At 43.2% G+C, this 23,827-nt stretch carries 19 protein-coding genes; 16 read left to right on the forward strand and 3 right to left on the reverse strand.

Features of this window, described 5'->3' with window-relative positions; all coding sequences use genetic code 11:
* Positions 1–4 precede the first annotated feature (4 nt).
* Positions 5–1,594 (reverse strand): L,D-transpeptidase family protein, encoded by a 1,590-nt coding sequence (locus tag LAQ65_RS13950; protein ID WP_224117589.1) that lies wholly within the window; start codon positions 1,592–1,594, stop codon positions 5–7.
* A 139-nt stretch (positions 1,595–1,733) separates the two neighbouring features.
* Here LAQ65_RS13950 and atpD point away from each other — a divergent pair, with 139 nt between their 5' ends.
* Both atpD and atpC read left to right on the forward strand, forming a co-directional pair.
* The gene (gene atpD / locus LAQ65_RS13955) at positions 1,734–3,233 is read left to right on the forward strand and encodes a F0F1 ATP synthase subunit beta (RefSeq protein WP_224117590.1); all 1,500 of its coding nucleotides are present in this window, start codon (positions 1,734–1,736) and stop codon (positions 3,231–3,233) included.
* Positions 3,234–3,263: 30 nt separating this feature from the next.
* Positions 3,264–3,533, forward strand: coding sequence for an ATP synthase F1 subunit epsilon (gene atpC / locus LAQ65_RS13960; RefSeq protein WP_224117591.1), 270 nt, complete (start codon positions 3,264–3,266; stop codon positions 3,531–3,533).
* Positions 3,534–3,929: 396 nt separating this feature from the next.
* Here the strand turns inward: atpC and LAQ65_RS13965 are convergent, their stop codons facing one another.
* The gene (locus LAQ65_RS13965) at positions 3,930–4,487 is read right to left on the reverse strand and encodes a YqgE/AlgH family protein (protein WP_224117592.1); all 558 of its coding nucleotides are present in this window, start codon (positions 4,485–4,487) and stop codon (positions 3,930–3,932) included.
* 181 nt (positions 4,488–4,668) lie between these two features.
* Between LAQ65_RS13965 and LAQ65_RS13970 the strand changes: the two genes are divergently transcribed.
* The gene (locus tag LAQ65_RS13970) at positions 4,669–6,009 is read left to right on the forward strand and encodes a sensor histidine kinase (RefSeq protein ID WP_224117593.1); all 1,341 of its coding nucleotides are present in this window, start codon (positions 4,669–4,671) and stop codon (positions 6,007–6,009) included.
* Between the two features lie 2 nt (positions 6,010–6,011).
* Here LAQ65_RS13970 and LAQ65_RS13975 read toward each other — a convergent pair whose 3' ends face one another.
* On the reverse strand, positions 6,012–7,259 hold the full coding sequence (locus LAQ65_RS13975; protein ID WP_224117594.1) for an S-adenosylmethionine:tRNA ribosyltransferase-isomerase: 1,248 nt from the start codon (positions 7,257–7,259) through the stop codon (positions 6,012–6,014).
* A 223-nt stretch (positions 7,260–7,482) separates the two neighbouring features.
* Here LAQ65_RS13975 and mraZ point away from each other — a divergent pair, with 223 nt between their 5' ends.
* The 13 genes from mraZ to ftsZ all read left to right on the forward strand — a co-directional run bounded on the left by mraZ (position 7,483) and on the right by ftsZ (position 23,818).
* Positions 7,483–7,944 (forward strand): division/cell wall cluster transcriptional repressor MraZ, encoded by a 462-nt coding sequence (gene mraZ, locus LAQ65_RS13980; protein ID WP_224117595.1) that lies wholly within the window; start codon positions 7,483–7,485, stop codon positions 7,942–7,944.
* 3 nt (positions 7,945–7,947) lie between these two features.
* Entirely contained in the window at positions 7,948–8,901 is a 954-nt protein-coding gene (gene rsmH / locus LAQ65_RS13985; protein WP_224117596.1) for a 16S rRNA (cytosine(1402)-N(4))-methyltransferase RsmH, read from the forward strand.
* 87 nt (positions 8,902–8,988) lie between these two features.
* Entirely contained in the window at positions 8,989–9,315 is a 327-nt protein-coding gene (locus tag LAQ65_RS13990) for an FtsL-like putative cell division protein (RefSeq protein WP_224117597.1), read from the forward strand.
* Positions 9,316–9,334: 19 nt separating this feature from the next.
* On the forward strand, positions 9,335–11,443 hold the full coding sequence (locus LAQ65_RS13995) for a penicillin-binding protein (protein ID WP_224117598.1): 2,109 nt from the start codon (positions 9,335–9,337) through the stop codon (positions 11,441–11,443).
* The gene (locus LAQ65_RS14000) at positions 11,443–12,909 is read left to right on the forward strand and encodes a UDP-N-acetylmuramoyl-L-alanyl-D-glutamate--2,6-diaminopimelate ligase (RefSeq protein ID WP_224117599.1); all 1,467 of its coding nucleotides are present in this window, start codon (positions 11,443–11,445) and stop codon (positions 12,907–12,909) included. The genes LAQ65_RS13995 and LAQ65_RS14000 overlap by 1 nt, the downstream gene beginning before the upstream one ends.
* Before the next feature lie 123 nt (positions 12,910–13,032).
* On the forward strand, positions 13,033–14,307 hold the full coding sequence (gene mraY / locus LAQ65_RS14005) for a phospho-N-acetylmuramoyl-pentapeptide-transferase (protein ID WP_224117600.1): 1,275 nt from the start codon (positions 13,033–13,035) through the stop codon (positions 14,305–14,307).
* A 61-nt stretch (positions 14,308–14,368) separates the two neighbouring features.
* Complete coding sequence (gene murD, locus LAQ65_RS14010) at positions 14,369–15,748, forward strand: UDP-N-acetylmuramoyl-L-alanine--D-glutamate ligase (RefSeq protein WP_224117601.1); 1,380 nt, start codon at positions 14,369–14,371, stop codon at positions 15,746–15,748.
* Positions 15,749–15,769: 21 nt separating this feature from the next.
* A complete protein-coding gene (locus tag LAQ65_RS14015; RefSeq protein WP_224117602.1) occupies positions 15,770–16,996 on the forward strand; it encodes an FtsW/RodA/SpoVE family cell cycle protein in 1,227 nt (408 codons plus the stop codon).
* Positions 16,996–18,087 (forward strand): undecaprenyldiphospho-muramoylpentapeptide beta-N-acetylglucosaminyltransferase, encoded by a 1,092-nt coding sequence (gene murG, locus LAQ65_RS14020; RefSeq protein WP_224117603.1) that lies wholly within the window; start codon positions 16,996–16,998, stop codon positions 18,085–18,087. The genes LAQ65_RS14015 and murG overlap by 1 nt, the downstream gene beginning before the upstream one ends.
* A gap of 8 nt (positions 18,088–18,095) precedes the next feature.
* Positions 18,096–19,481, forward strand: coding sequence for a UDP-N-acetylmuramate--L-alanine ligase (murC, locus tag LAQ65_RS14025; RefSeq protein WP_224117604.1), 1,386 nt, complete (start codon positions 18,096–18,098; stop codon positions 19,479–19,481).
* Positions 19,478–20,461, forward strand: a complete 984-nt coding sequence (locus tag LAQ65_RS14030; protein WP_224117605.1) for a cell division protein FtsQ/DivIB — start codon at positions 19,478–19,480, stop codon at positions 20,459–20,461. Before murC ends, LAQ65_RS14030 begins: the two co-directional genes overlap by 4 nt.
* Positions 20,462–20,484: 23 nt before the next feature.
* On the forward strand, positions 20,485–21,861 hold the full coding sequence (ftsA, locus tag LAQ65_RS14035) for a cell division protein FtsA (RefSeq protein ID WP_224117606.1): 1,377 nt from the start codon (positions 20,485–20,487) through the stop codon (positions 21,859–21,861).
* Between the two features lie 82 nt (positions 21,862–21,943).
* Positions 21,944–23,818: a cell division protein FtsZ gene (ftsZ, locus tag LAQ65_RS14040; protein ID WP_224117607.1), complete on the forward strand. Its 1,875-nt coding sequence runs from the start codon at positions 21,944–21,946 to the stop codon at positions 23,816–23,818.
* The last annotated feature ends 9 nt before the right edge of the window (positions 23,819–23,827 follow it).

The following is a 23,827-nucleotide window of genomic DNA, read 5'->3' on the forward strand; positions in this document are numbered from 1 at the left end:
GCAATTATTTTTCGAACATTTTTTCAGCCATTCTCCTATCATGGCCATAAATGTCATCCCTGAAATTCAGGTTGCCATCCCGATCCACCCATGCAGTGAAATAGCCCACGAATACTGTTATGTCTTTTTTTATAGTAACGAATTTTTCCTTTCCGGAATACATGGCATTATCGATAGCAGGATCTGTCCAGCTGCTTTCATCCCTTAGTATCCATTTGGCTAGTTTCCTGGCATCTGAAATTCTTATGCAGCCATGGCTGAATGTTCTTTTAGTTTCGTTGAACAGGTTTTTTGAGGGGGTATCATGCAGGTAAATATTATAACTGTTCGGGAAAAGAAATTTAATATAACCCAAAGGATTTTGGGGTCCGGGCCTTTGTCTTAACTGGTCACCATACCATTCCATGTCATTTTTTTCGAGGTAATCCGGATTCCTTTTCATGGCAGGTAATATTTCCTTTTTCAGGATGCTCGGTGGAACGTTCCAATATGGGCTAAATACTACATATTTCAATTTGCCGGTAAAAATCACGGTGTTATTTTGGGTTGTGCCTACCACAACATTCATATTGAAAGCCGGTTTGCCTTCTTCAAAAACGTGAAGTTTGAATTGCGGGATATTTACCAGGATAAAATCGCCTGCTGGTTCTGCCGGGACCCACCTCATCCTTTCCATATTTACCAGGATCTGCCGGATCCTGAAATCGATTGGTTTGTTCATTTCACTGAGAGTGCCACCTCCAATAGCCCCGTCTTCCTTTATTCCGTAACGGCGTTGAAAGTTTTTCACACCCAATTCCAAAGACTTATTAAATACTATGCCAGTGTCTTGGGTTTTGAGGTCCCCAGTCATGAACAGGCGGCTTTTAATTTGCCTTATTTCCGGCAGGCTATCTCCCAATATATATTTTTTCTTACTAGGGTTGAGTGTTTTCCAGCCGCCATTCGCCCTGATACCATAATATTTCATAAGCTGGTCGCGTAATAACCTGTACTGTTGGTTTACCGGTTCATAGGAACTGATGCTTTTCCCCTTTTCTTTCACTAGGGTATCCAGAACAGACAGGTAATCGATTTTTTTTCGGGGGATAAACCATTCCAGGCTGCGGGCATCCAGTTTCCGGTTACCCGCATATGCTTTGTCTGCGTAACGGAAGAATTGGATGGTGAGCTGCCATTCTATGTTTAGCCTTGCCGAATCAGGAACTACCCTGGGTCCGTTTGCCCTGATTGAATCAGCCCATCTTTGTATATATGGGTTAAAAATGGTGCTGTCGCCTGAATAAGCGATGTAATTTTCCTGGAGGTTCCAGAAATTAACAGCCTGTTCTGCCACACCTGTGCTATCGAACCAGGCATATTCATAATTCCGCTGAATGTAAAAGTTTCGGAACAGGTTTTTTGCTGTATCAGTTGCTTTTAGCGAGGACAGGTATTGTTCCATGGCTGCACTGTCGAAGAACAGGCTGGAAAAAGAATTGGAGGGGTTAATAGCAGTATCCCTGAAAGGTTTGGCCGTGTGACCATTGGAATTTCCCTGCTTGCAGCCGTAAAATACAAGGGTGAGGTATAAAAAAAGAGTGAATAACTTCATATAGATTGGTAATAGACAAAAATAACCTAAAAGGCTGGCCAAAATCCTTCAAAATCCTTTTGAATTTGATGGATTTTATCGCCCAACCCTTACCTTTGCGGCAAATTTCGAATACATCACCTTAAAAAGGTCTTCATACATGTCAACAAAAGGAAAGATCAAACAGATCATCGGAGCCGTACTTGATGTGCAGTTCTATGGTAAATTACCAGAAATTCTTAGCGCCCTGGAGATTAAGCGGGAGAATGCTGCACCACTTGTACTCGAAGTGCAGCAGCACCTTGGCGAAGACACCGTACGTTGTATCGCTATGGACGCGACCGAAGGTTTGGTTCGCGGAATGGAAGTAGTTGACACAGGCAAGCCAATTGCCATGCCGATTGGCGAAGGCATCAAGGGCCGCTTGTTTAATGTAACTGGTGATCCTATTGATGGATTGCCCGCAGTGGATAAGACCAATGGCCGTCCGATTCACAATAAGCCACCTTTATTTGAAAACCTGAGTACATCCACAGAAGTGTTGTTTACCGGTATCAAAGTAATTGACCTGATTGAGCCTTATGCGAAAGGTGGTAAGATTGGTCTGTTTGGTGGTGCAGGGGTGGGCAAAACCGTATTGATCCAGGAATTAATCAATAATATCGCGAAAGGCCATGGCGGATTATCTGTATTTGCCGGTGTAGGTGAGCGTACCCGTGAAGGGAATGACCTGATGCGTGAAATGATTGAAGCAGGCATCATGAAATATGGCGATGCATTCAAACATAGTATGGAAGAAGGCGGATGGGACCTGGAAAAGGTTAATATGGAAGAGTTAAAAGAGTCAAAAGCCACTTTTGTATTCGGACAGATGAACGAACCTCCAGGAGCACGTGCAAGGGTCGCCCTTAGTGGATTGACCATTGCGGAATATTACCGTGACGGTGATGGTACTGGAAAAGGAAGAGATATCCTGTTTTTCGTTGATAATATCTTCAGGTTTACACAGGCAGGTTCTGAGGTTTCGGCCTTGTTGGGACGTATGCCATCAGCAGTAGGTTACCAGCCGACCCTTGCTACAGAAATGGGATTGATGCAGGAAAGGATTACATCAACCAAAAACGGTTCAATTACATCTGTGCAGGCGGTATATGTGCCTGCGGATGACTTAACCGATCCGGCACCTGCAACGACTTTTGCCCACCTTGATGCAACAACGGTACTAAGCCGTAAAATTGCGGATTTGGGTATCTATCCCGCGGTTGATCCACTGGATTCAACTTCAAGGATATTGACTCCGTTGATTGTTGGTGAGTCACATTACAATACTGCTAACAGGGTTAAACTGATCCTCCAGCGTTATAAGGAATTGCAGGATATCATCGCTATCCTTGGTATGGATGAATTAAGTGATGATGATAAAATGACCGTACAGCGTGCACGTAAGGTACAGCGTTTCCTCAGCCAGCCTTTCCATGTGGCTGAGCAGTTTACTGGTTTGAAAGGTGTATTTGTAAGCTTGGATGATACTATTCGCGGATTCAATATGATAATGGATGGCGAAGTGGATGAGTATCCTGAAGCGGCATTCAACCTTGTGGGAACAATTGAAGATGCTATTGAGAAAGGTAAGAAACTGCTTGCCCAGGCACAGGGATAATTTTCAATTGATAACCCTTAGAATTATTACATGAATCTCGAAATACTGACTCCCGAACGTAAGTTATATAATGGCGAAGTGTACGGTGTACAATTGCCAGGTGTTGATGGTTTATTTGAAGTGCTGGAAAAGCATGCGCCGATGGTAAGTGCTTTGAAAGCTGGAAAGCTTAAAGTACTGAAGGATAAAAGCATGTCAGATACGACATCCTATGCCATCCAGGGAGGTTTTGTAGAAGTATTCCATAACAAAGTAACCGTGTTGGTAGAAGGAGCTGTTCCCGCTGAAGCTGGCCGGTAATGAAGTTTATCCTGTACCCGGGAACAAAGTAAGAATACAAATTCAATAGCCGACACGGTCCAGAACCTTTAGAATAACTATCCCGCAGTGATTTCACTGCGGGATTTTTTTTAGCCGTTAATTCACCCTTTCAATTACCGTTAAAAAACGCTGGCGGGAGCTGGTAAACCTTAGTAACATTGCAGTAAGAATCTCTGGTGGCAAGCATTGCAGACAAGCAGGAAATGTAGGGTGTTGATAAAAGCTTGTCATCCCAGAGGTTCTGGGTAAGGGTAGTAAGTGGAACAAAAAACCGGTCTCCAATGGGATGAACCGGTTTTTTGCTTTTAAGTTTTTTCTTTTTTCCTTAATATGTTATAACTACCTTCTTATCATCTTTTATAAGTGTATGCTGTTTTAATTTAATTGCGGGTCGATGGGATAGTTTATAAGTTGTTCATATTCACCACCCAAATCCAGTAAGGCATCTTTCCAAATGGCGTTCATGTTTTCATGAAAGATTAATTTACTCGTTCCTTTGGAAGTGATCCATGATTTCTCTTTGAGTTCATCCTGTAACTGACCTTCTGACCAGCCGGAGTAACCAATAAAAAACCGGATGCCCGTGCTTTTAATAGTGCCTTTTTTCAGCAAATCCACTGCGGTTTCAAAATCCCCTCCCCAATAAATTCCATTCGCAACTTCGAATCCGCCAGGAATCAGATCGGGATACCTGTGCAGGAAGTGAACGGTATCCATCTGTACAGGACCTCCATAAAAAACAGGAATGGGCATCCCTTCAGCACTGGCCATTAACTGGTCGAGTGTATATTCGTATGGCCGGTTCAGGACAAATCCAAAGCTTCCCTCATCCTGGTGTTCACAAAGAAAGACTACGGTCCGTTTAAAATTCGGATCCTTAAGGAAGGGATCTGCGATCAACAATACCCCGGCAGCCGGTAATATTTGTGTCATACCATTAATTTATAGAATATTGAGGAATAGAACAAGATTTGTTTTACCGGTTTTACAATTTTGCCTGCCGGTTGGCACCCGCCGGGTATTACCCGGCGGGTGGTGATAAACTCCTGTTAATTCAGGGGCTTTGGGGCGGTACAGGCCGGAATAAACATTAACCAAAGCTATTTTTGCGCTGATGAAGAGAATTTTTCCACTAATTATCATACTGGTTTCGCTATCTCTGATTGGGATCATACTGATCCAGGTATCCTGGTTCAGGTCTATGCTGGAAGTTCGGGAAGAACAATTGGCGGAAAAAGTGGTAAAGGCGATGCAGGTTACCGCCGATGACCTGATTCAGCAGAAAGGTACCATGCCCTCTCTGAAAAACAATCGCATCAGGCCAAACCTGAACTGGCCTTCAGACCAGCTGATGATGGAAATGATGAAACCTTCAACTATATCCCAGAAGTTTACTGCTTTCGAGGTTGAAGAGAAACTCCGGAAAAATTTCAATGATATTGGACTAAGAGATACCCGCTTTGAATTTGTTATAACTTCCGATGCGGGATTTTTATCTTATGATGAACTAAGGTCAAAGGGCTTCGATAAAGAAGTTGAAGACACAATCAGAAACCGCAGTTTCATCTTTCCCCTGCAGGTTCCAGCCGGCAGTAGCCTGGAGGGCCTGGTTCCGGAAGAGGTTATGGTTGTGGTTGTGCCTAATATTAAGCATATTGTTTTTCGCGAGCTTCGATGGATGATAGCGGGAGCGGTTTTGTTTACACTTATTCTGCTTGCAGCATTTTATGTAACTGTTAGTGCCTTGCTGAACCAGAAAAAATTAAGTGAAATCAAGAATGATTTTATAAACAATATGACACATGAATTTAAGACGCCATTAGCTACAATATCTCTTGCGGTGGATGCATTAAGGACAGAAAAAGTGGCCAATGACCGGGAGAAGGGGCAGTATTTTACCGGCATTATCAAAGAAGAAAACAAGCGGATGAATAAGCAGGTGGAAACAATTCTTCAAGCGGCTTTAATGGATCGGCAGGAAATCCAGTTAAGTAAACGCCCCATACGGGTACATGCTGTGATTGAGCAGGTTCTGGAAAACTTCGACCTGCAATTGCAGAGTAAAGGTGGCCATGCAGATATTCAACTTAATGCTGTCAATGATGAGATCATGGCCGATGAAGTTCATTTCACAAATCTTATCAGCAACCTGGTTGACAATGCGGTGAAATACTCTAAAGATAATCTCCTGCTGAAAATCAGCACTGTGAATACTTCCAAAGGTATACTGATTAGAATTGAAGACAACGGGATTGGGATGACGAAAGAAAATGTCAAAAAGATTTTTGAAAAATTTTATCGTGTTCATACCGGCAACCTGCACAATGTAAAAGGATTTGGGCTCGGTTTAAGTTATGTAAAGACCATAGTGGATGCGCATAATGGAAAGATAAAAGTAGACAGCACACCCGGGAAGGGGACTTCATTCACAATTGATATGCCTGCCGGAAAATAATCTTAAGAAGCGGTTACCCATATCAGTGACCCATCACCATAACTCAGGAACCTGAATTCATGCTCCAGTGCGTAGTTGTAAATTTTTTTCCAATCGGAACCGATCAGGGCAGACACCAGCAATAATAAAGTCGATTGAGGTTGGTGGAAATTGGTGATGAGTGCTTTCACCATTTTTACCTTATACCCAGGTGCGATCATAATTTGAGTTTTGCATAAAATACGATCCGTTGACTGTTGATCCATTCGTGATAATAAAGCAAGTAATGCTTCTTCAACAGGTTTTGCATGCTGTAGTAGTTCATCATACACTTCCCATTGCCCGATAGCCAGGCTGTCGAGTTTTTTCCCCGCATAAAGAATTGCTTTCACACCCATCCAGTAAAGGCTTTCCAGGGTCCTTAATGAAGTAGTGCCTACTGCTATTATTTTTCCATTTGCGGCCAGTAAAGATGAAATGGTATTCCGATCCACATCTATAAATTCTGCATGCATTTCGTGGTTGGCGATCAATTCCGATTTAACGGGTTTAAAAGTGCCTGCACCTACATGAAGGGTTACATATGCAGCATGGATATTCTTTTCGCGCAGTTTTGTAAAAACCTCATCGGTGAAATGAAGTCCGGCAGTTGGTGCAGCTACAGATCCTTCCTGTTCGGCATAAATGGTCTGGTATCTTTCGAGATCGTCCCTGGTACTTGCCCTTTTAAGGTAAGGCGGAATAGGAATTACCCCCATGTAATGCAATATTTCAGCAAAGGAAAGGCCTGCCGGGGTCCATTCAAAAAGGATGGTAAAATTGTCTCCGTTGCGGGATTGTAGAGAGGCTTTCAAAACAAAATTGCCGGATTCCCGGGGCAGGGTTTTCTCCAAAACCTGGCCGGTTTTCCATTTAGCCGCGCCACCAACCAGGCAATTCCATTTTACAGAATGGGTTTGGCCCATAGCGGAAGAAATATCGGGGTATTGGGGATGGGGTTCCAGGCAGAAAATCTCAATAACCGCACCTGTTGATTTGGTAAAGAAAAGCCGGGCTTCTACTACGCGGGTTTTATTAAAAACCAGCAGGTAGTTTTCGGGGATGAATTGAGCAAGATTGCGGTATGTGCTTTCTGTTATTTGCCCACCGGAATAAACCAGCAATTTGGAGGCATCCCTTTTATTCAATGGAAAATTGGCAATGCGGTGCTCCGGCAGGTCATAAATAAAGTCCGCGATGGCAATATCACGCGGATGCGGGGGTGTTGTCATGGTTTGCAAATTAGCAATTCACAGGTTATCCACCGCAATTCACAGGTAACTAACATTTAATCTAAAAAATTAGGGCTCATAAAACTATCAAACGTATATCCACGGTGTATCTGGACGTAGTTATCCTGTGTGGAAAAAATAAAGCTTCCTAAATTTGTCCCGTAAGTGGGAAAAAGTGTTATTTTGTGGTAATAAATGTCAATATCGCGGCATATACGTGTAAATGAAAGGTTTTCTAGGCGAATACGAAGCAACACTGGACGCCAAAGGGCGCTTCCTTCTCCCTGCAGGGCTTAAAAAGCAACTGCCGGAAGGAGAATTGCAATTCGTCATTAACCGGGGATTCGAGAAATGTCTCACCCTGTATCCGATGAAAAGCTGGGAACCCATATATGCAGAAATCAGCAAGCTGAACGATTTTGACCCCAAAGTTCGGGAATTCAGAAGGTATTTCATGAACGGTGCCATGGAAATAGAACCAGATACAGCCGGTCGCCTTTTACTTCCGCCCAATCTGAAAGAGCATGCAGCCCTGGAGAAAGATATTGTGCTTGTTTCGGCGGTTAATAAAATTGAGATCTGGGATGCGGGTATTTATAAAAAGTTCTTTGAATCATTCTCATCTGAAGCATTCAGTACACTTGCCCAGGCGGTTATGGCCAGGGCCAATGAAACGGGCGCATAAATAATGGCAAAAAAAAGCACTATACCAAAAGGTGAAGATTTAGCCCGCCAGATGGAAAGTGACTATCATATTCCAGTGTTACTGAAAGAATCGGTCGATGCTTTAGGCATTGTGCCAGATGGGATTTATGTTGATTGCACATTTGGGGGAGGTGGCCATTCGAGGGCTATTTTGGCTAAACTTGGACCTGCTGGTAAGCTCGTCGCATTTGACCAGGATGCAGCCGCACAGAATAACCTGCCTGATGATCCGCGGATAATTTTTGTACCGCACAATTTCAGACACCTGCAAAGGTTCCTTCGATTGCACCGTATTGAAAATGTGGATGGTGTTTTGGCTGACCTGGGCGTTAGCAGTCACCAGTTTGATGAGGCCGACCGTGGGTTTTCCATCCGTTTTGATGCAGACCTGGACATGAGGATGGATCAGCGTGGTACACTTAAGGCTGCGGATATTATTGCCTCTTATAGTGAACAGGAATTGCACAAGTTATTTGAACAATACGGGGAAGTAACCAATGCAAAAACACTTGCCAGAACGATAGTGGAACTAAGAAACAAATTGCCCATGCGCACCATTAGCCAGTTCAAAGCTGCATTACAGGGTGTGGTAAAGGGTAATCCGAATAAATATTTCGCGCAGGTTTTTCAGGCCTTGAGAATTGCAGTGAATGATGAGTTGGGTGCATTGAAAGAAATGCTGCAACAATTACCCCAGGTATTAAAACCAGGTGGAAGGGCTGCAATCATCACGTTCCATTCACTGGAAGACCGGTTGGTGAAAGTTTTTTTTAAGTCCGGCAGCTTTGACATAGTGGATGACCATCCATTTGAAAACCGGGTTGTTGTAACACCCATGGCGGTTATCAGCAAGAAGCCGGTTGTGCCGACAGAACAGGAAATGAAAAAAAATCCGAGGGCCAGGAGCGCCAAGTTGAGAGTAGCAGAAAGAAGATAGTAGAATAGGGTTAGTTTTTTTGATTTCGTAGTATCGTTTGATATCGTTGTGAAATGTTAATGTCCAAATGAATGACCAGTTTTGCTTATGGAACCAGTGATCACCAAAAAAGGTAAAAGAAAAAGGATCAATTACCAGCTAATGGTAAAGAACCTGCCATTTTTTTTATTCCTGAGCGCCCTTGCAGTAATCTATATCTATAACGGTCATTATTCTGATAAGCTGATCAAATCGATCAGCAGAACGAATAAAGAATTGCGGGAATTGCAATTTGAGTATAAGACGCTGAAGAGTGAAGTGATGTTTCGCAGCAAGCAGACAGAACTGGCGAAAGCGGTAGAGCCACTGGGATTGAGGGAGCTGATTACTCCGCCGGTTATTTTAATTGATAGTGCCAGTACAAATAATAATTAGAACCTAATCAACGGGCGCTTTGGAAATAAAACGCGACATACTATGGAGAGTTTATCTCTGTTTTCTGGGCATAGTTGTATTGTCGGTGATTGTATTAGGCAGAGCTCTTTACATACAGGATGTTGAAGGTAATTACTGGAGAAGCAAGAGTGATAGTTTGCATACCCGGATAGTAAACCTGGATGCAGATCGGGGAACAATTTACAGCGAAGATGGGAGCATGCTCAGCACGTCAATTCCGTATTTCAATATATATATTGATTTCGGTGCAGAGGGTTTACAGGAAAAGAATGGTAAAAGATTTCGTGAAAATGTAGATTCTCTCAGTATTTCACTGGCTGGCTTATTCCAGGATCAATCTTCACAGGCATACAAAAAAATGCTGCAGGAAGGTTTCCGCAAAAAGGACCGTTATTTTCTCCTGCGAAAAGATATAAGTTTTCAGCAGTATAAACAATTGAGAGATTTTCCATTGGTCAGGCAGGGGCGGAACAAAAGTGGTTTTATAGCAGATGTAAAAAGTAAAAGGCTCAATCCATTTGGGTTGCTCGCTAACAGAACAATCGGACTGGCCAGGGAAAATGCGCAAAACGTAGGATTGGAGAGGACTTATGATAGTCTGCTTCGGGGTGAGACAGGAAAGAGGCTGGTACGGTTTATTTCCGGTGGTGTGGCTGTTCCGGTTGAGGGTTATGAAGTTGAGCCCGAAAACGGTAAGGACCTTATTACTACGCTGGATGTAAATATCCAGGATATAGCTGAAAATGCATTGTTGAAGACGATGATTGAAAATGAAGCAGAGCACGGCACCTGCATAGTAATGGAAGTAGCCACCGGTAAAATTAAAGCTATGGCCAACCTGGGAAAAAGAGGCGAAGGTGAATATTGGGAAGATCTTAATTATGCGATCCGTGCGAGCGAACCAGGATCAACCTTTAAACTGGCAACGCTTTTAGCGGCACTTGAAGATAAAAAAATAGATATCGGCAGCCATGTAAACCTTGAGACCGGAGTTTGGAAAGTGAATGGCAGGACGGTGTATGATAGTGAAAAGCATAACCGCACCGATGTAACCGTGCAACAGGCTTTTGAACTGAGCAGTAATGTAGGGATGGCAAAACTGGCGATGACTTATTACGCAAAGAACCCAATGCAATATATTGATCATTTAAAGCGGTTACGACTAAACGAATTTTCAGGAATTGGCCTCGTCGGGGAAACCCAGCCGGTGATCAAGAGTCCCAGGTCGAAAACCTGGAGTGCAACTTCATTGCCATGGATGGCTTTTGGCTACGAGGTTTTGGTTAGTCCGCTGCAAACTTTAATGGTATACAATGCGGTAGCCAACAACGGGAAAATGATGAAGCCTTACCTGGTTGAAGAAGTTCGTAAAGGCGGATTAACAGTGAGTGAAAACCATCCCGAAGTATTGGAGGAGAAGATTTGCGGCGAAGCAACTTTGAAACAATTGAAAACCTGCCTGGAAGGTGTTGTGGTGAATGGAACAGGAAAAACCCTCCAGTCTCCTTATTACAGGTTCGCAGGAAAAACTGGTACTGCACTGGTGGCAAATGGTAGCCACGGGTACAGCGATCATATATACCAGTCATCTTTTGCAGGGTATTTCCCCGCAGAAAAACCTGCATATAGCTGCATCGTGGTAATAAAGAATAAGTCGCATGCTGTTAAATATTATGGCGCAGCTGTAGCAGGACCGGTTTTCAGAGAAATAGCAGATAAGCTCTTTGCTATTCAGGCGCAGGAGGTTCCGGCAAAATCGGTTTCGCTTCTCATGAAGGATAGTACGGCATTTTATTATACAGGCACTGCAAAAGATGTCCGGACGGTTTTTGATAGGCTTAAAGTGCCTTACCAGGATAGTGTAAAGGAAAATGTGTGGGCCAATGTTCAGGCAGCAGAAAATTTTGACCCGGTTTTGCAGCGAAGGGAAATGGCCGCCAATATGATGCCCGACCTGCAGGGCATGGGACTGAAAGATGCTTTATTCCTGCTGGAAGAAATGAAACTTAAAGTGTTGGTAAAAGGTACAGGAAAAGTAAAGACGCAATCAATAGAAGCCGGTAAGCCGGTTGTGAATAATCAAACTATCGTGTTAGCCCTGAATTGATGGTCATTTTACAAGATATATTGTACCAGGTTAAGATCCGTTCTGTGAATGGAAACCTGCAGACAGGAGTAAAAGACCTGCAGATAGATTCTAGGAAAGTCAGTAATGGTTCTTGTTTTATAGCGATTAAAGGAGTTCAGTCAGATGGGTATGAATTTATTGAAAAGGCTATTTCAGCAGGAGCGAACGTGGTTATCTGTGAAAAACTTCCTGCTAAGTTGAACGGGGATGTTACATATATAGAAGTTGAAAACAGCAGTGAGGCCGCAGGTTGGATGGCGAATCATTATTATGGCCGGCCTTCACAAAAGTTGAAATTAATTGGGGTTACCGGCACAAATGGAAAAACAACGGTAGCTACTTTATTATATAAGCTCTTTACAGCGTTGGGATATGATTGCGGATTGGTTAGTACCGTGCAGAACATTATTGTTACGAAACCAATTGCTGCAACACATACCACACCGGATGCCATAAGCATCAATGCCTTGCTGCAACAAATGGTTAATGCAGGATGCCGGTTTGCCTTCATGGAAGTTAGCTCTCATGCTGTTCACCAGCAGCGCATAGCCGGACTTGAATTTGCAGGTGGGATTTTCACCAATATTACCCATGATCATCTCGACTATCATAAAACATTTGACGAGTATATCAGGGTGAAGAAGTCTTTTTTCGATAACCTGCCTCCAGCGGCTTTTGCCATCAGTAATATGGATGACAAGCGGGGAGCAGTGATGCTGCAGAATACCAATGCGCAGAAATATTATTATAGCCTGCGTACAGTTGCAGAATTTAAGGGAAAGATCCTGGAAAACGGATTGACAGGCCTGGTGATGACGGTTAACGAAAAGGAAGTCCATTTCAGGCTGATTGGCGAATTCAACGCATATAATCTTTTGGCTGTTTATGGAGCTGCGGTTTGTCTTGGTGAAAAGAGTGATGAAGTGCTGCGTTGTTTAAGTATTCTAAGCGGCGCAGAGGGAAGGTTCGACTACCTTATTTCACCCGTTGAAAAGATCATTGCCATAGTGGATTACGCGCATACTCCCGATGCATTGGTTAATGTGCTGAAGACAATCCGGGAATTGAGGAGAGGGGACGAAAAAATAATTACTGTGGTTGGGTGTGGCGGTGATAGGGATAAAAGTAAAAGGCCCGTAATGGCACAGGCGGCATGTGATTATAGTGATAAGGCAATTTTTACTTCAGATAACCCACGTAGCGAAGATCCACACCAGATTTTGAGGGAAATGGAAACCGGATTAAACACTGCGGCCCGGAGGAAACATCTCTCCATTGAAGACAGGCATGAAGCAATTAAAACGGCGTTTAGCCTGGCTGGTCCTGGTGATATTATCCTGGTTGCTGGAAAGGGGCACGAGAAGTACCAGGAAATTAAAGGAGTGAAACATCATTTTGATGATAAGGAAGAAATGGTAAAAGTGATTGCATTATTAGGAAAGTGACATTTCACCCGCCGGGTATTACCCGCCGGGTGAAAATAAAGGATATTAATTTTTTAGGACGGTTACAAACACAAATCTGCCTGGCTGGACACCAGGTGGAAAGCCAGTACGAAAAAAACCATCATGCTGTACCACTTAATTGATTGGTTGAAAGAATTGGGGATCAGGTTCCCGGGAAGTGCGCTGTTTCAGTTCATCACTTCCCGGGTGTTACTGGCCGTGATTTTGTCCCTGATTATTACAACTGTATTTGGAAAACAACTGATTAAATACCTGTTGAAGCGGCAGGTAGGTGAAAGTGTGCGTGATCTCGGTTTGCAGGGAGAGCAACAAAAGAAGGGAACACCAACAATGGGCGGGCTGATCATCATCCTTGCAATATTGCTTCCAACATTATTGCTGGCAGACCTTACAAAAGCCTATGTGCGGTTAATGATTTTTAGTACGATCTGGCTAGGAATTATTGGTTTTATAGATGACTTCCTCAAGTTGCGTGCAAAGAAAATAGCGCAGCAGCAGGGAGTGGCTTACAGGAAAGGTGATAAAGACGGATTGGCAGGATGGTTTAAGATCCTTGGACAGGTTGGACTTGGACTGGTTATAGGAATTACGCTTTTGTTTAATGGCAATACTAAAGTATGGCGGGAATATACGGGAACACCTGATGCCGGAGCAACGGTAAAGACTGTTAAATTCCAGGGAAAGCAGCGATATTTTGTTGAAGCGAATGAACCGATTACTACAATTCCATTTGTGAAGAGCCATGAGTTCAACTATTCGAAATTGTTGCCACAGGCACTCAGGGGAGGTACTTCTGTGTTATATGTACTGATTGTGATTTTTATTGTAACCGCTGTTTCCAACGGTGCAAATATCACCGATGGACTGGATGGTCTGGCGACTGGTGTCAGTGCGGTTATTGGTATTTGTTTGGGGGTATTTGCCTATGCAAGCGGAAACCTGTTGCTTGCAGATTACCTCAATATTATGTATATACCCAACCTTGGTGAATTGTCAATTTTCATCGGAGCCATGTGCGGGGCCTGTGTTGGATTCCTTTGGTATAATGCTTATCCCGCGCAGGTTTTTATGGGTGATACTGGCAGCCTGATGCTGGGTGGGGTAATTGCTGCCCTGGCCATCATTGTCAGGAAAGAATTGCTGATACCCATTTTTTGTGGCGTATTCCTTGTTGAAAACCTCAGTGTGATGTTGCAGGTGAGTTATTTTAAATACACCCGTAAAAAGTATGGGGAAGGAAGGAGGATATTTCTGATGAGCCCGTTGCATCATCACTATCAGAAATTGGGTTATCATGAAAGTAAGATTGTTACAAGATTCTGGATCGTTACAATATTCTGCGTGATTTTTTCCATCGTTACATTGAAAATCCGCTAGATCATTATTGAAAAACCAACCGGCTCGTTGAACGCATTTGTGGTGCAGAAATCCAATACTGTTGAAGAACCCCCAATCCGTGGAAAACACTTTTAATGACATGAATGGACCAGTTATCATATTAGGTGCAGGTGAAAGTGGAATTGGAGCAGCATTGCTGGCAAAGCAAAAGGGATACTCCTGCTTTGTAAGTGATGGCGGGAAATTGAAAGAGGATCACCGGGCTGAATTGATTGCCAATGGAATTGAGTGGGAGGAAGGTAAGCATAGCATTGAGCGCGTTCTTTCCGCCGCATTGGTGATAAAAAGTCCGGGCATTCCTGAAAAGAATGAATTGGTGAAAAAAATCAGGGAAAAGGGAATTCCCGTGATTAGTGAAATAGAATGGGCATATCGCTTTATTGGAAACAGTAAGGTTGTTGCAATTACCGGAAGTAATGGTAAAACAACCACCACTGCGCTTACCTATCATATTTGTAAACATGCAGGATTGAATTGTGCACTGGTTGGCAATATCGGGTACAGCTTTGCCCGCCAGGTCGCATTGAATCCGAAGGCCTGGTATATCGCAGAGATCAGCAGTTTTCAGTTGGATGACATATCGACTTTTCGTCCTTATATAGCCATCCTCACCAATATCACAGAAGATCACCTCGACCGTTATGACTACCAGTTCAGGAATTATATCAATAGCAAGTTCAGGATTACGATGAACCAGCAACCAGGCGATTATTTCATTTATTGTGAAGATGATGAAGTAACCGTAAAGTATATCAAGGAATTTTCGATCCTATCTAACCCATTACCATTCAGTATGAGAAAAGAATTACACCCGGGCGCATTTGTTAAAGACCATGAAATGACCGTCGCAGCAAAAGACGAGAAATTTCAAATGAGTATTTATGATTTTGCGCTGAAGGGTAAACACAATCAATATAATACCATGGCAGCAGGGTTAGCCGCATCCGTTATTGGGTTGCGGAAAGACAAGATCAGGGAGGCTATTCAATCTTTTGAGGCTCTTGAACACAGGATGGAGCATGTTGCTACGGTAAGGGGAGTTGAATTTATAAATGACAGCAAAGCGACCAATGTAAACAGCACATGGTATGCGCTCGAAAGCCTTAACCAGCCTACAATACTTATACTGGGTGGTGTTGATAAGGGAAATGATTATTCATTGATCCTGGAACTGGTAAAGGAAAAGGTTAAAGCAATTGTTTGTATGGGCACAGATAACCGGAAAATACACGAGGCTTTCCAGAACGATGTGGCCGTAATTGTAAATACTTCCAGTGCGGCTGAAGCAGTGCATTCTGCCTATCAGTTGGCTAACAAAGGAGATGTTGTGTTGTTGAGTCCGGCTTGTGCCAGTTTTGACCTGTTTAAAAATTATGAAGACCGTGGAAAACAGTTTAAAGATGCAGTGAAGGCATTATAGTGAATGGCGAATTAAACAAAAATGAATCAGTTACTTAACAAAACAAAGGGTGATAAAGTGATCTGGACACTTGTTGTGTTGCTGGCACTGATGTCATTGCTTGTTGTGTACAGTTCCACAGGATCCCTGGCTTATAAAATGTATCGGGGAAATACTGAGGTATACCTGTTTAAGCAGGTGGCGTTTATAAGTATCGGCATCATGATGATCTATTTTGCACACATGGTGAATTATACCCTCTATTCGAGAATCGCACAAATCGTTTTTCTCCTGACCATACCCCTTTTAATTTATACTTTATTTTTTGGGGTTAAGTTGAATGAGGGAAGCCGTTGGATCAGGCTCCCGATTATTAACCTTACTTTCCAGACTTCAGACCTGGCTAAGTTGGCTTTATTCATGTATATCAGCAGGATGTTGTCGAAAAAACAGGATGTGATAAAGGATTTTAAAAAAGGCTTTCTCCCTGTTATTATACCTGTAGGTATTACCTGCGTACTTATTGCACCTGCAAATTTATCTACCGCATTGCTGGTGGGGGCAACCAGTATGATGTTGTTGTTTATCGGCCGGGTTAGCATGAAGCATCTTTTGCTAACCGGTTTAATTGCCCTTGTGCCCATTATTTTTTTAATACTCACCGCGGTTATTCAACACAACAGCGGGAATGGCATAAAATCAAAAACAGAAGGTAAATCCAGGTTGACTGCCCGTTTCACTACATGGGTTAACAGGGTAGAAGCTTTTGTTTATGGTGGAAAGGAACAGGAAGACGATGATAATAATTACCAGGTTAACCAGGCCAAGATTGCCATTGCAAAAGGTGGATTTTTCGGGTTAGGTCCGGGTAACAGCGAGCAAAGGAATTTCCTGCCACATCCCTATTCGGATTTTATTTACGCGATAATAATAGAAGAGTATGGAATACTGGGTGGCGCAATCGTGATATTGGTTTACCTGGTTTTTTTGTACCGGAGTATACAGTTATTCCGCAAGTGTCCTTATGCATTTGGCGCCTTTCTTGCCCTTGCATTAAGTTTCACCCTGGTGATCCAGGCCATGGCCAATATGGCAGTAAATGTAAACCTGTTTCCTGTTACCGGCGTTACACTTCCCCTGGTGAGTATGGGAGGCAGCTCATTTTTATTTACCTGTATAGCAATAGGCATCATTTTAAGTGTATCCCGTTATGTGGAGAAGAATGAATTGTTGAAAATGGAAGAAGCAGTAGAAAAAACGGAAGAATAATGGCCAGAAGAATAATTATAGCGGGAGGCGGTACCGGCGGGCATATATTCCCGGCAATAGCCATTGCCAATGCGTTGAAAAAAATGGATCCGCAGGTTGAATTATTATTTGTGGGTGCAAAGGGTAAAATGGAGATGGAGAAAGTACCGCAGGCTGGTTACCAGATTGAAGGATTGGATATAGCAGGTTTTAACCGAAGCTCTTTGATAAAAAATATTGGGTTGCCTTTTAAACTTATAAGGAGTTTTTTCCAGGTCAGGAAAATATTTGACAGGTTTAAGCCTGATGCAGCAATAGGGGTTGGTGGATATTCCAGTTTCCCGGTTCTCAGGCTGGCTCAACAACGTGGCATTTATAGTTTTCTGCATGAGTCCAATTCATTTGCAGGGAAATCTAACCAGATGCTTGGAAGGAAAGCTACTGTGATTTTTGTTGCATCAGACGGCATGGAAAAATTTTTCCCCAAAGACAAGATCATGGTAACCGGTAACCCGGTCCGTTCAAATATTGTGCATGCTGCGATTGACCGCGAAACTGCCATTAAATTTTTCGGTCTTGATCCGGCCCGCACCACCATTTTGTCAGTTGGTGGCAGTTTAGGTGCAAAAAGTATAAATGAAGCGATAGAAAGCGGTTTGCCATTGCTGGAGCACAATAACCTGCAACTGATTTGGCAAACCGGAAAGCCTTTTGCAGAACAGGGAAAAAAATCTGCTGAAGGAAGAAAAGGGGTTTGGGTAAGCGAATTTATTACCCAAATGGAATATGCTTATTCAGCGGCAGATATTATTATTTCTAGGGCGGGCGCAATGGCCATAGCTGAAATTTGTGTTGTCAGGAAACCGGCCATTCTGGTGCCATATCCTTTCGCTGCAGAAGATCACCAGACAGTTAATGCAATGCACCTTGCAGATAAGAATGCCGCACTGATGATTATGGATAAAGAAGCGGCAGGAAGGTTGGTGGAAACCGCGGTTTCCCTTGCAAAAGATCCATTGAAGCAAAAGGAACTGGTCAATAATTTAGCACCACTTTCTGTTGGGGATGCAGATGAAACCGTGGCGCGTGAAATTTTAAAAAGAATAAATTAACTCAGCAATTGCTTTCAGTTAAAGACATACAAAGTGTTTATTTTATCGGTATCGGTGGAATTGGTATGAGTGCCCTGGCCAGGTATTTTTTATCGCTGGGTAAGGAAGTGGGCGGTTATGATAAAACACCAACACCATTGACGCGTGCATTGGAAAATGAGGGCGTGAATATTCATTATGAAGAGAATATCGCCTTAATACCCAGGCAGGTTGGGTTGGTAGTATATACGCCGGCTGTGCCATCAACACATGCAGAGCTTGTTTTTTATCAGCAAGGCGGCTATCCTGTAAAGAAAAGAAGTGAGGTTTTAGGAATTATCAGCAATAGTTCTTTTAACATATGTATAGGTGGGACCCATGGGAAAACGACTACTACCAGTATGACTGCACATATTTTGCGGCATACCGGCTATGGTTGTAATGCTTTCCTGGGTGGTATTGCCGTAAACTACCAAACCAATTTCTGGAGTGACCCTAGAAATGTTGCGGTAATTGAAGCGGACGAGTATGACCGCAGTTTTTTGAGGCTGCATCCCGATATCGCAGTGATCAGCTCCATGGATCCCGACCATCTCGATATCTATGGCACGGAAGAAGCTTTGCAGGAAGCTTTCGTGGATTTTAGTAAATGTATTAAGCCCCAGGGAACACTTTTTAGTAAATATGGTCTTCCTAAATCTAATGAACTGAGGGCAGGGCATCATTTGACCTATAGTCTGGATAATACTGCGGCGGACATCTATGCTTCAGATATTAAAATGCAGGATGGCAGTTACGAATTTTCTGTTGTGATGCCTGCTGCAAAAATATCGCGCATTGTTTTGCATATGGGTGGGTTGCATAATGTAGAGAATGCTGTAGTGGCTGTTGCTATAGCTCATCAACTTGGTATAAACGAAGATAAAATAAAGTCTGCGGTAGAGGCATTTCGCGGCGTAAGGCGTCGGTTTGAATATGTGGTTAAAAAGACCGGACTGATTTTTGTTGATGATTATGCACACCATCCACAAGAATTAAAGGCACTGATTACCGGAGCGAAAGCATTGTTCCCTGGTAAAAAATGCACCGTCATTTTTCAGCCACATCTTTTTTCGAGAACCCGTGACCTGGCTGCCGGGTTTGCAGCAAGCCTTGATCTTGCAGATGAAGTTGTTTTGCTGCCGATTTATCCGGCAAGGGAATTACCGATGGAAGGTGTTACCAGTAAGATAATCAGTGACCAGATGAGACCAGGTCATGTTGTGTTACTGGAAAAGGACGAACTGGAAAATTATATACGGCAACATATTCTGGATAATGCAGGTAGTCGCCAGGGGAATTTACTGATTTCAGCCGGGGCCGGAGATATTGACACCCTGGTTCAACCTATAAAACGTTTGATCGAAGAAGCATGAGTAAGGGCCGCATCAATATCAGGAAGATTTTAGTGGCCTGCGCGTGGCTGCTGGCTGGTGTTTCCCTGCTGGTTATTTTAATTGCTGCCATTCGCAAAACTAATGATGCCAGCTGCAAAGGGGCAAAGGTTGAAATCAACGGTGCGCACAATTACCTGTTTATTGATAAATCGGATATCTGGAAATTGATTGGTCCAAACGGATCTGCGTCTTTTAAGGGAATGCCGGTAGCAAGTTTCGATTTGCGTGGTATGGAGTCAAAGTTGCGCCAGCAAAGCTGGGTCAGTGATGCGGAATTGTTTATTGACCAGGATAGGGTTTTACAGATCAGGATACAGGAAAGGGAGCCATTGGCCCGGGTTTTTACCGCAGCCGGAAATTCTTATTATATAGACAGCACCGGTAAATACCTGCCGCTTGCACCTGGAAAGCCCCCGGTTAAACTGCCTGTTTTTACGGGAATGCCGGAAAAACTAAAAATAAGGCAGGCTGCAGACAGTGTATTGCTTTCGGGTGTGAAGGGTATTAGCAGGATTATGAATACGGACCCTTTCTGGATGGCACAGATAGCACAAGTGAATTTGAATGTTAACCAGAAGTTTGAGATAATACCCCTGATTGGCAATCATATTATCCTTTTTGGTGATGGGGAAAATATTGAGAACAAGTTCAACAAATTGCAGATTTTTTATAAACAAGTGCTTTCGAAAACAGGCTTTGATTATTACCAGGCAATTGATGTGCAATTTGACAAGCAGGTTATAGGTATAAAAGGAAATACAATATCCACATCCGTGGATAAAAAAATAGTGTGGAGGAATTTTGCTGATACATCTTTATTGGTTAATAGTAATGTTCAAAACCTTGCTGTTACTGCATCTCCAATATCCCAATCCGAAAGAAAACCCGGTCCCGATCCATCCCCTGTGCAAACGAATACTGGCAAGCAGCCGAAGGCTGTGATGAAGAAAAAATTGTAACAACAACTAAAAACATATAACTGATGAACCATGAACAACCCATTATTGTAGGGCTCGATATAGGGACAACAAAAATTGCAGCAATAGCAGGCAGGAAAAATGAATTTGGAAAATTGGAGATACTGGGATTTGGTCGTGCGAACAGCAATGGTGTAAAACATGGCCAGGTGCTGAATATCGATGAAACGATCAAGGCGATTGCCTGTGCTTTGGAAAATTGCTATGCGTCCAATCCAAACCTTGAGATCAGTGAAGTATATGTTGGTATAGCCGGCCATCATATTAAAAGCTTACAAACCAGGGGAGATATAGTCCGGCAAACCACTGATGAAGAAATCACGCAGCGTGAAATTGACCAGCTCGTTGCAGACCAGTATAAAACATATATTCCTGCCGGAGACCAGATCATTGATGTAATACCGCAGGAGTTTACAGTGGATAATTTTCAGAATATTCCCAACCCGATTGGTTATGGCGGGGTGAAAGTGGGCGCCAATTTCCACATCATTACAGGCGATAAAAATGCGATAAGGAATATTAACCGTGCTGTTGAAAAAAGCGGGTTACATACCAAAGACCTGGTGCTGCAACCACTTGCTTCAGCGGCGGCTGTAATGGGCCAGGAAGACATTGAAGCTGGTGTTGCAATTGTTGATATCGGTGGCGGAACCACTGACCTGGCTGTTTTTTATGAAGGTATCCTTAAGCACACTGCTGTAATTCCGTTTGGTGGTGAAAATATTACAAATGATATCAAAACCGGACTTGGTGTTTTGAAAACACAGGCAGAGCAAATGAAAGTCCAGTTCGGTTCAGCGTTGGCTAATGAAGCCAAAGCAAATGCCTTTATAACTATTCCGGGTATGCGCGGATTGCCCCCTAAGGAAATCAGCGTGAAGAACCTGGCCAACATCATCCAGGCCAGGATGAGCGAAATCATGGATTTTGTGACCTATCATTTGAAACAGGTAGGGATGGATAGCAGGATGTTGAATGGTGGGATTGTATTAACTGGGGGAGGTTCCCAGTTGAAACACCTGATCCAGTTAACTGAATATGTAACAGGGTTGAATGCCAGGATCGGTTATCCCAACGAGCACCTGGCATCCGGGCATATTGATGAGCTTACCAAGCCTATGTATGCAACCTGTATCGGTTTAATCCTGAAAGGATATGATGACTATGAGCGCAACAGAAAGCAGTTCGATCGCCATTTCAGGCCTGTTGAAATTCCAAGGGAATTGCAAAAGGAAAAAGAAATTGAAAGGGTTGCTTCTGTTGAGGCGGAATCAGTACCTGTTGGAAACAGAAAAACTGAACTTGGCATCAACAGGTTCTGGAGCAAGTTTAAAGACAACCTGATTGATTTATTTAAGGAAGAAGAAGATCAGCATTTATAGGATTCTTACTAACCAAACGATTTTATAACCCATTATTCTTAACAACCTGCTGGAAACAGCGAGTCGAAAACAATTTGTGAATATGATACACTTTGATTTACCGAAGGAAAAATCATCCATAATTAAGGTGATTGGTGTTGGAGGCGGCGGAAGCAATGCAGTTAACCATATGTTCAGTCAAAGTATTGACGGCGTGAATTTTATTATTTGTAATACGGATGCACAGGCAATTGCACTTAGCCAGGTTCCCAATAAAATACAATTGGGGCCACATCTTACACAGGGCCTGGGTGCCGGTGCGAATCCGGAAATTGGCAAGCAGGCCACAGAGGAGAGCCTCGAAGAAATCAAGCGCATATTGGAAGTTAACACCAAAATGGCTTTTATCACTGCTGGCATGGGCGGTGGTACCGGAACCGGCGGTGCCCCGATCATTTCCAGGATTTGTAAGGAACTTGGCATCTTGACTGTCGGTATTGTTACTACACCTTTTTCCTATGAAGGTCGGAAAAGGCAAATCCAGGCGGAAGAAGGCATCCAGCAATTAAAAGGATATGTTGATACCCTGCTGGTGATCAGTAATGATAAGTTGCGCCACCAGTATGGTAACCTCAAAATGAAAGAAGCTTTTGCAAAAGCTGACAATGTACTGGCTACTGCTGCAAAATGTATTACCGATGTAATCAGCAGCACCGGACAGATAAATGTCGATTTTGCCGATGTATGCACTGTTATGCGCAATGGCGGTGTGGCAATTTTGGGAAATGCTGCCGCTTCCGGTGAAAACCGCGCGCAGCAAGCCATTGAAGAAGCCCTCAATTCACCATTACTGAATGATAACGATATCAGGGGCGCACGATGGATTTTGATAAATATTAATTCAGCTGAAGGTCAGCATGAATTCACGATGGATGAAGTTGATACTATCCAGAGTTACCTGCTTAGCCAGGCAGGTGAAGATTCTGATGTGATACTCGGGTTGGGTTATGATAATACATTGGAGGATAAAATAGGTATTACGCTTATTGCTACCGGATTTGAGTATAAGGACCCATTTGACAGAAAGACTGAGAGAAAACCCGAGGCTAAAAAGGAAGAAAAAATCCTGATGACTCTTGGTGCGCGTAATGAAGAAGCTAAAATATATGATCAACCGGTTTTGCCATTTTTCCAGGAAGAAAAAAGGGTAGTGCCACAAGCACCTGTTGTAGAAAAGCCTTCTGCCATGCAACCTGTGCTGGTAGAAGAGCAGCCTGAATCCATTGTGTATTTTACGGATGATTCAGACCGTAATATTACGGTTGATAACTTATCAGATAGAAATAGCATTGCTGACCTAGATTCGCAAAGCAATTTCGATAGTACCACTGAAGAAAGAATTGAATTAAAGATAGTTGAAACGAATTCTCCGGTGTCTGCAGCATCCGGGGGATACTTGGCCAAGCCTTCCAATATTTATGCAGAACCGGCTAGTCGTCCGGAAATCAATTCCAAAATGGAATTTGCGACTCCTCCTGTGAATGAACCCATCCCTCAACAGTTGCCGGCATTGCCACAGAAAGAAGATGAACCTTCGTTCGATATGCAACTGGTGATTAAAGATGTTTCTCCTGCGGCGGATCAGCCTGGGGCACCATCAACTCTACCTTCTTATTCCGATAACAATCGGACCTCTCCTGCTGAGGAGCCGGCGATGCCGGACGAAGCGGAGGAACAGAAACGGAAAGCCGCTGAAAGGATACAGAAACTACGGAATCTGTCATTCAACATCAATGCTGCAGACCCTAATAACGAGTTTGACACTGTGCCGGCCTATATCCGCCGCAATCTTGAACTTTATAACACTGTTTCACCGGCTGAAAACTTTTATAGCAATTATACGGTGAAAACAGATGAGCACAATAATTCCCAGATCAGCACCATTAATACTTTCCTGGACGGCAAAAAGCCCGACTAGTCAGGTATT

The organism is Flavihumibacter profundi (assembly GCF_020076305.1).
GTDB classification, from domain to species: domain Bacteria; phylum Bacteroidota; class Bacteroidia; order Chitinophagales; family Chitinophagaceae; genus Flavihumibacter; species Flavihumibacter profundi.

Coding starts and splice junctions, on each gene's coding strand:
- LAQ65_RS13950 (WP_224117589.1), bottom strand. CDS start 1,594: ATGAAGTTATTCACTCTTTTTTTATACCTCACCCTTGTATTTTACGGC.
- atpD (WP_224117590.1), top strand. CDS start 1,734: ATGTCAACAAAAGGAAAGATCAAACAGATCATCGGAGCCGTACTTGAT.
- atpC (WP_224117591.1), top strand. CDS start 3,264: ATGAATCTCGAAATACTGACTCCCGAACGTAAGTTATATAATGGCGAA.
- LAQ65_RS13965 (WP_224117592.1), bottom strand. CDS start 4,487: ATGACACAAATATTACCGGCTGCCGGGGTATTGTTGATCGCAGATCCC.
- LAQ65_RS13970 (WP_224117593.1), top strand. CDS start 4,669: ATGAAGAGAATTTTTCCACTAATTATCATACTGGTTTCGCTATCTCTG.
- LAQ65_RS13975 (WP_224117594.1), bottom strand. CDS start 7,259: ATGACAACACCCCCGCATCCGCGTGATATTGCCATCGCGGACTTTATT.
- mraZ (WP_224117595.1), top strand. CDS start 7,483: ATGAAAGGTTTTCTAGGCGAATACGAAGCAACACTGGACGCCAAAGGG.
- rsmH (WP_224117596.1), top strand. CDS start 7,948: ATGGCAAAAAAAAGCACTATACCAAAAGGTGAAGATTTAGCCCGCCAG.
- LAQ65_RS13990 (WP_224117597.1), top strand. CDS start 8,989: ATGGAACCAGTGATCACCAAAAAAGGTAAAAGAAAAAGGATCAATTAC.
- LAQ65_RS14000 (WP_224117599.1), top strand. CDS start 11,443: ATGGTCATTTTACAAGATATATTGTACCAGGTTAAGATCCGTTCTGTG.
- mraY (WP_224117600.1), top strand. CDS start 13,033: ATGCTGTACCACTTAATTGATTGGTTGAAAGAATTGGGGATCAGGTTC.
- LAQ65_RS14015 (WP_224117602.1), top strand. CDS start 15,770: ATGAATCAGTTACTTAACAAAACAAAGGGTGATAAAGTGATCTGGACA.
- murG (WP_224117603.1), top strand. CDS start 16,996: ATGGCCAGAAGAATAATTATAGCGGGAGGCGGTACCGGCGGGCATATA.
- LAQ65_RS14030 (WP_224117605.1), top strand. CDS start 19,478: ATGAGTAAGGGCCGCATCAATATCAGGAAGATTTTAGTGGCCTGCGCG.
- ftsA (WP_224117606.1), top strand. CDS start 20,485: ATGAACCATGAACAACCCATTATTGTAGGGCTCGATATAGGGACAACA.
- ftsZ (WP_224117607.1), top strand. CDS start 21,944: ATGATACACTTTGATTTACCGAAGGAAAAATCATCCATAATTAAGGTG.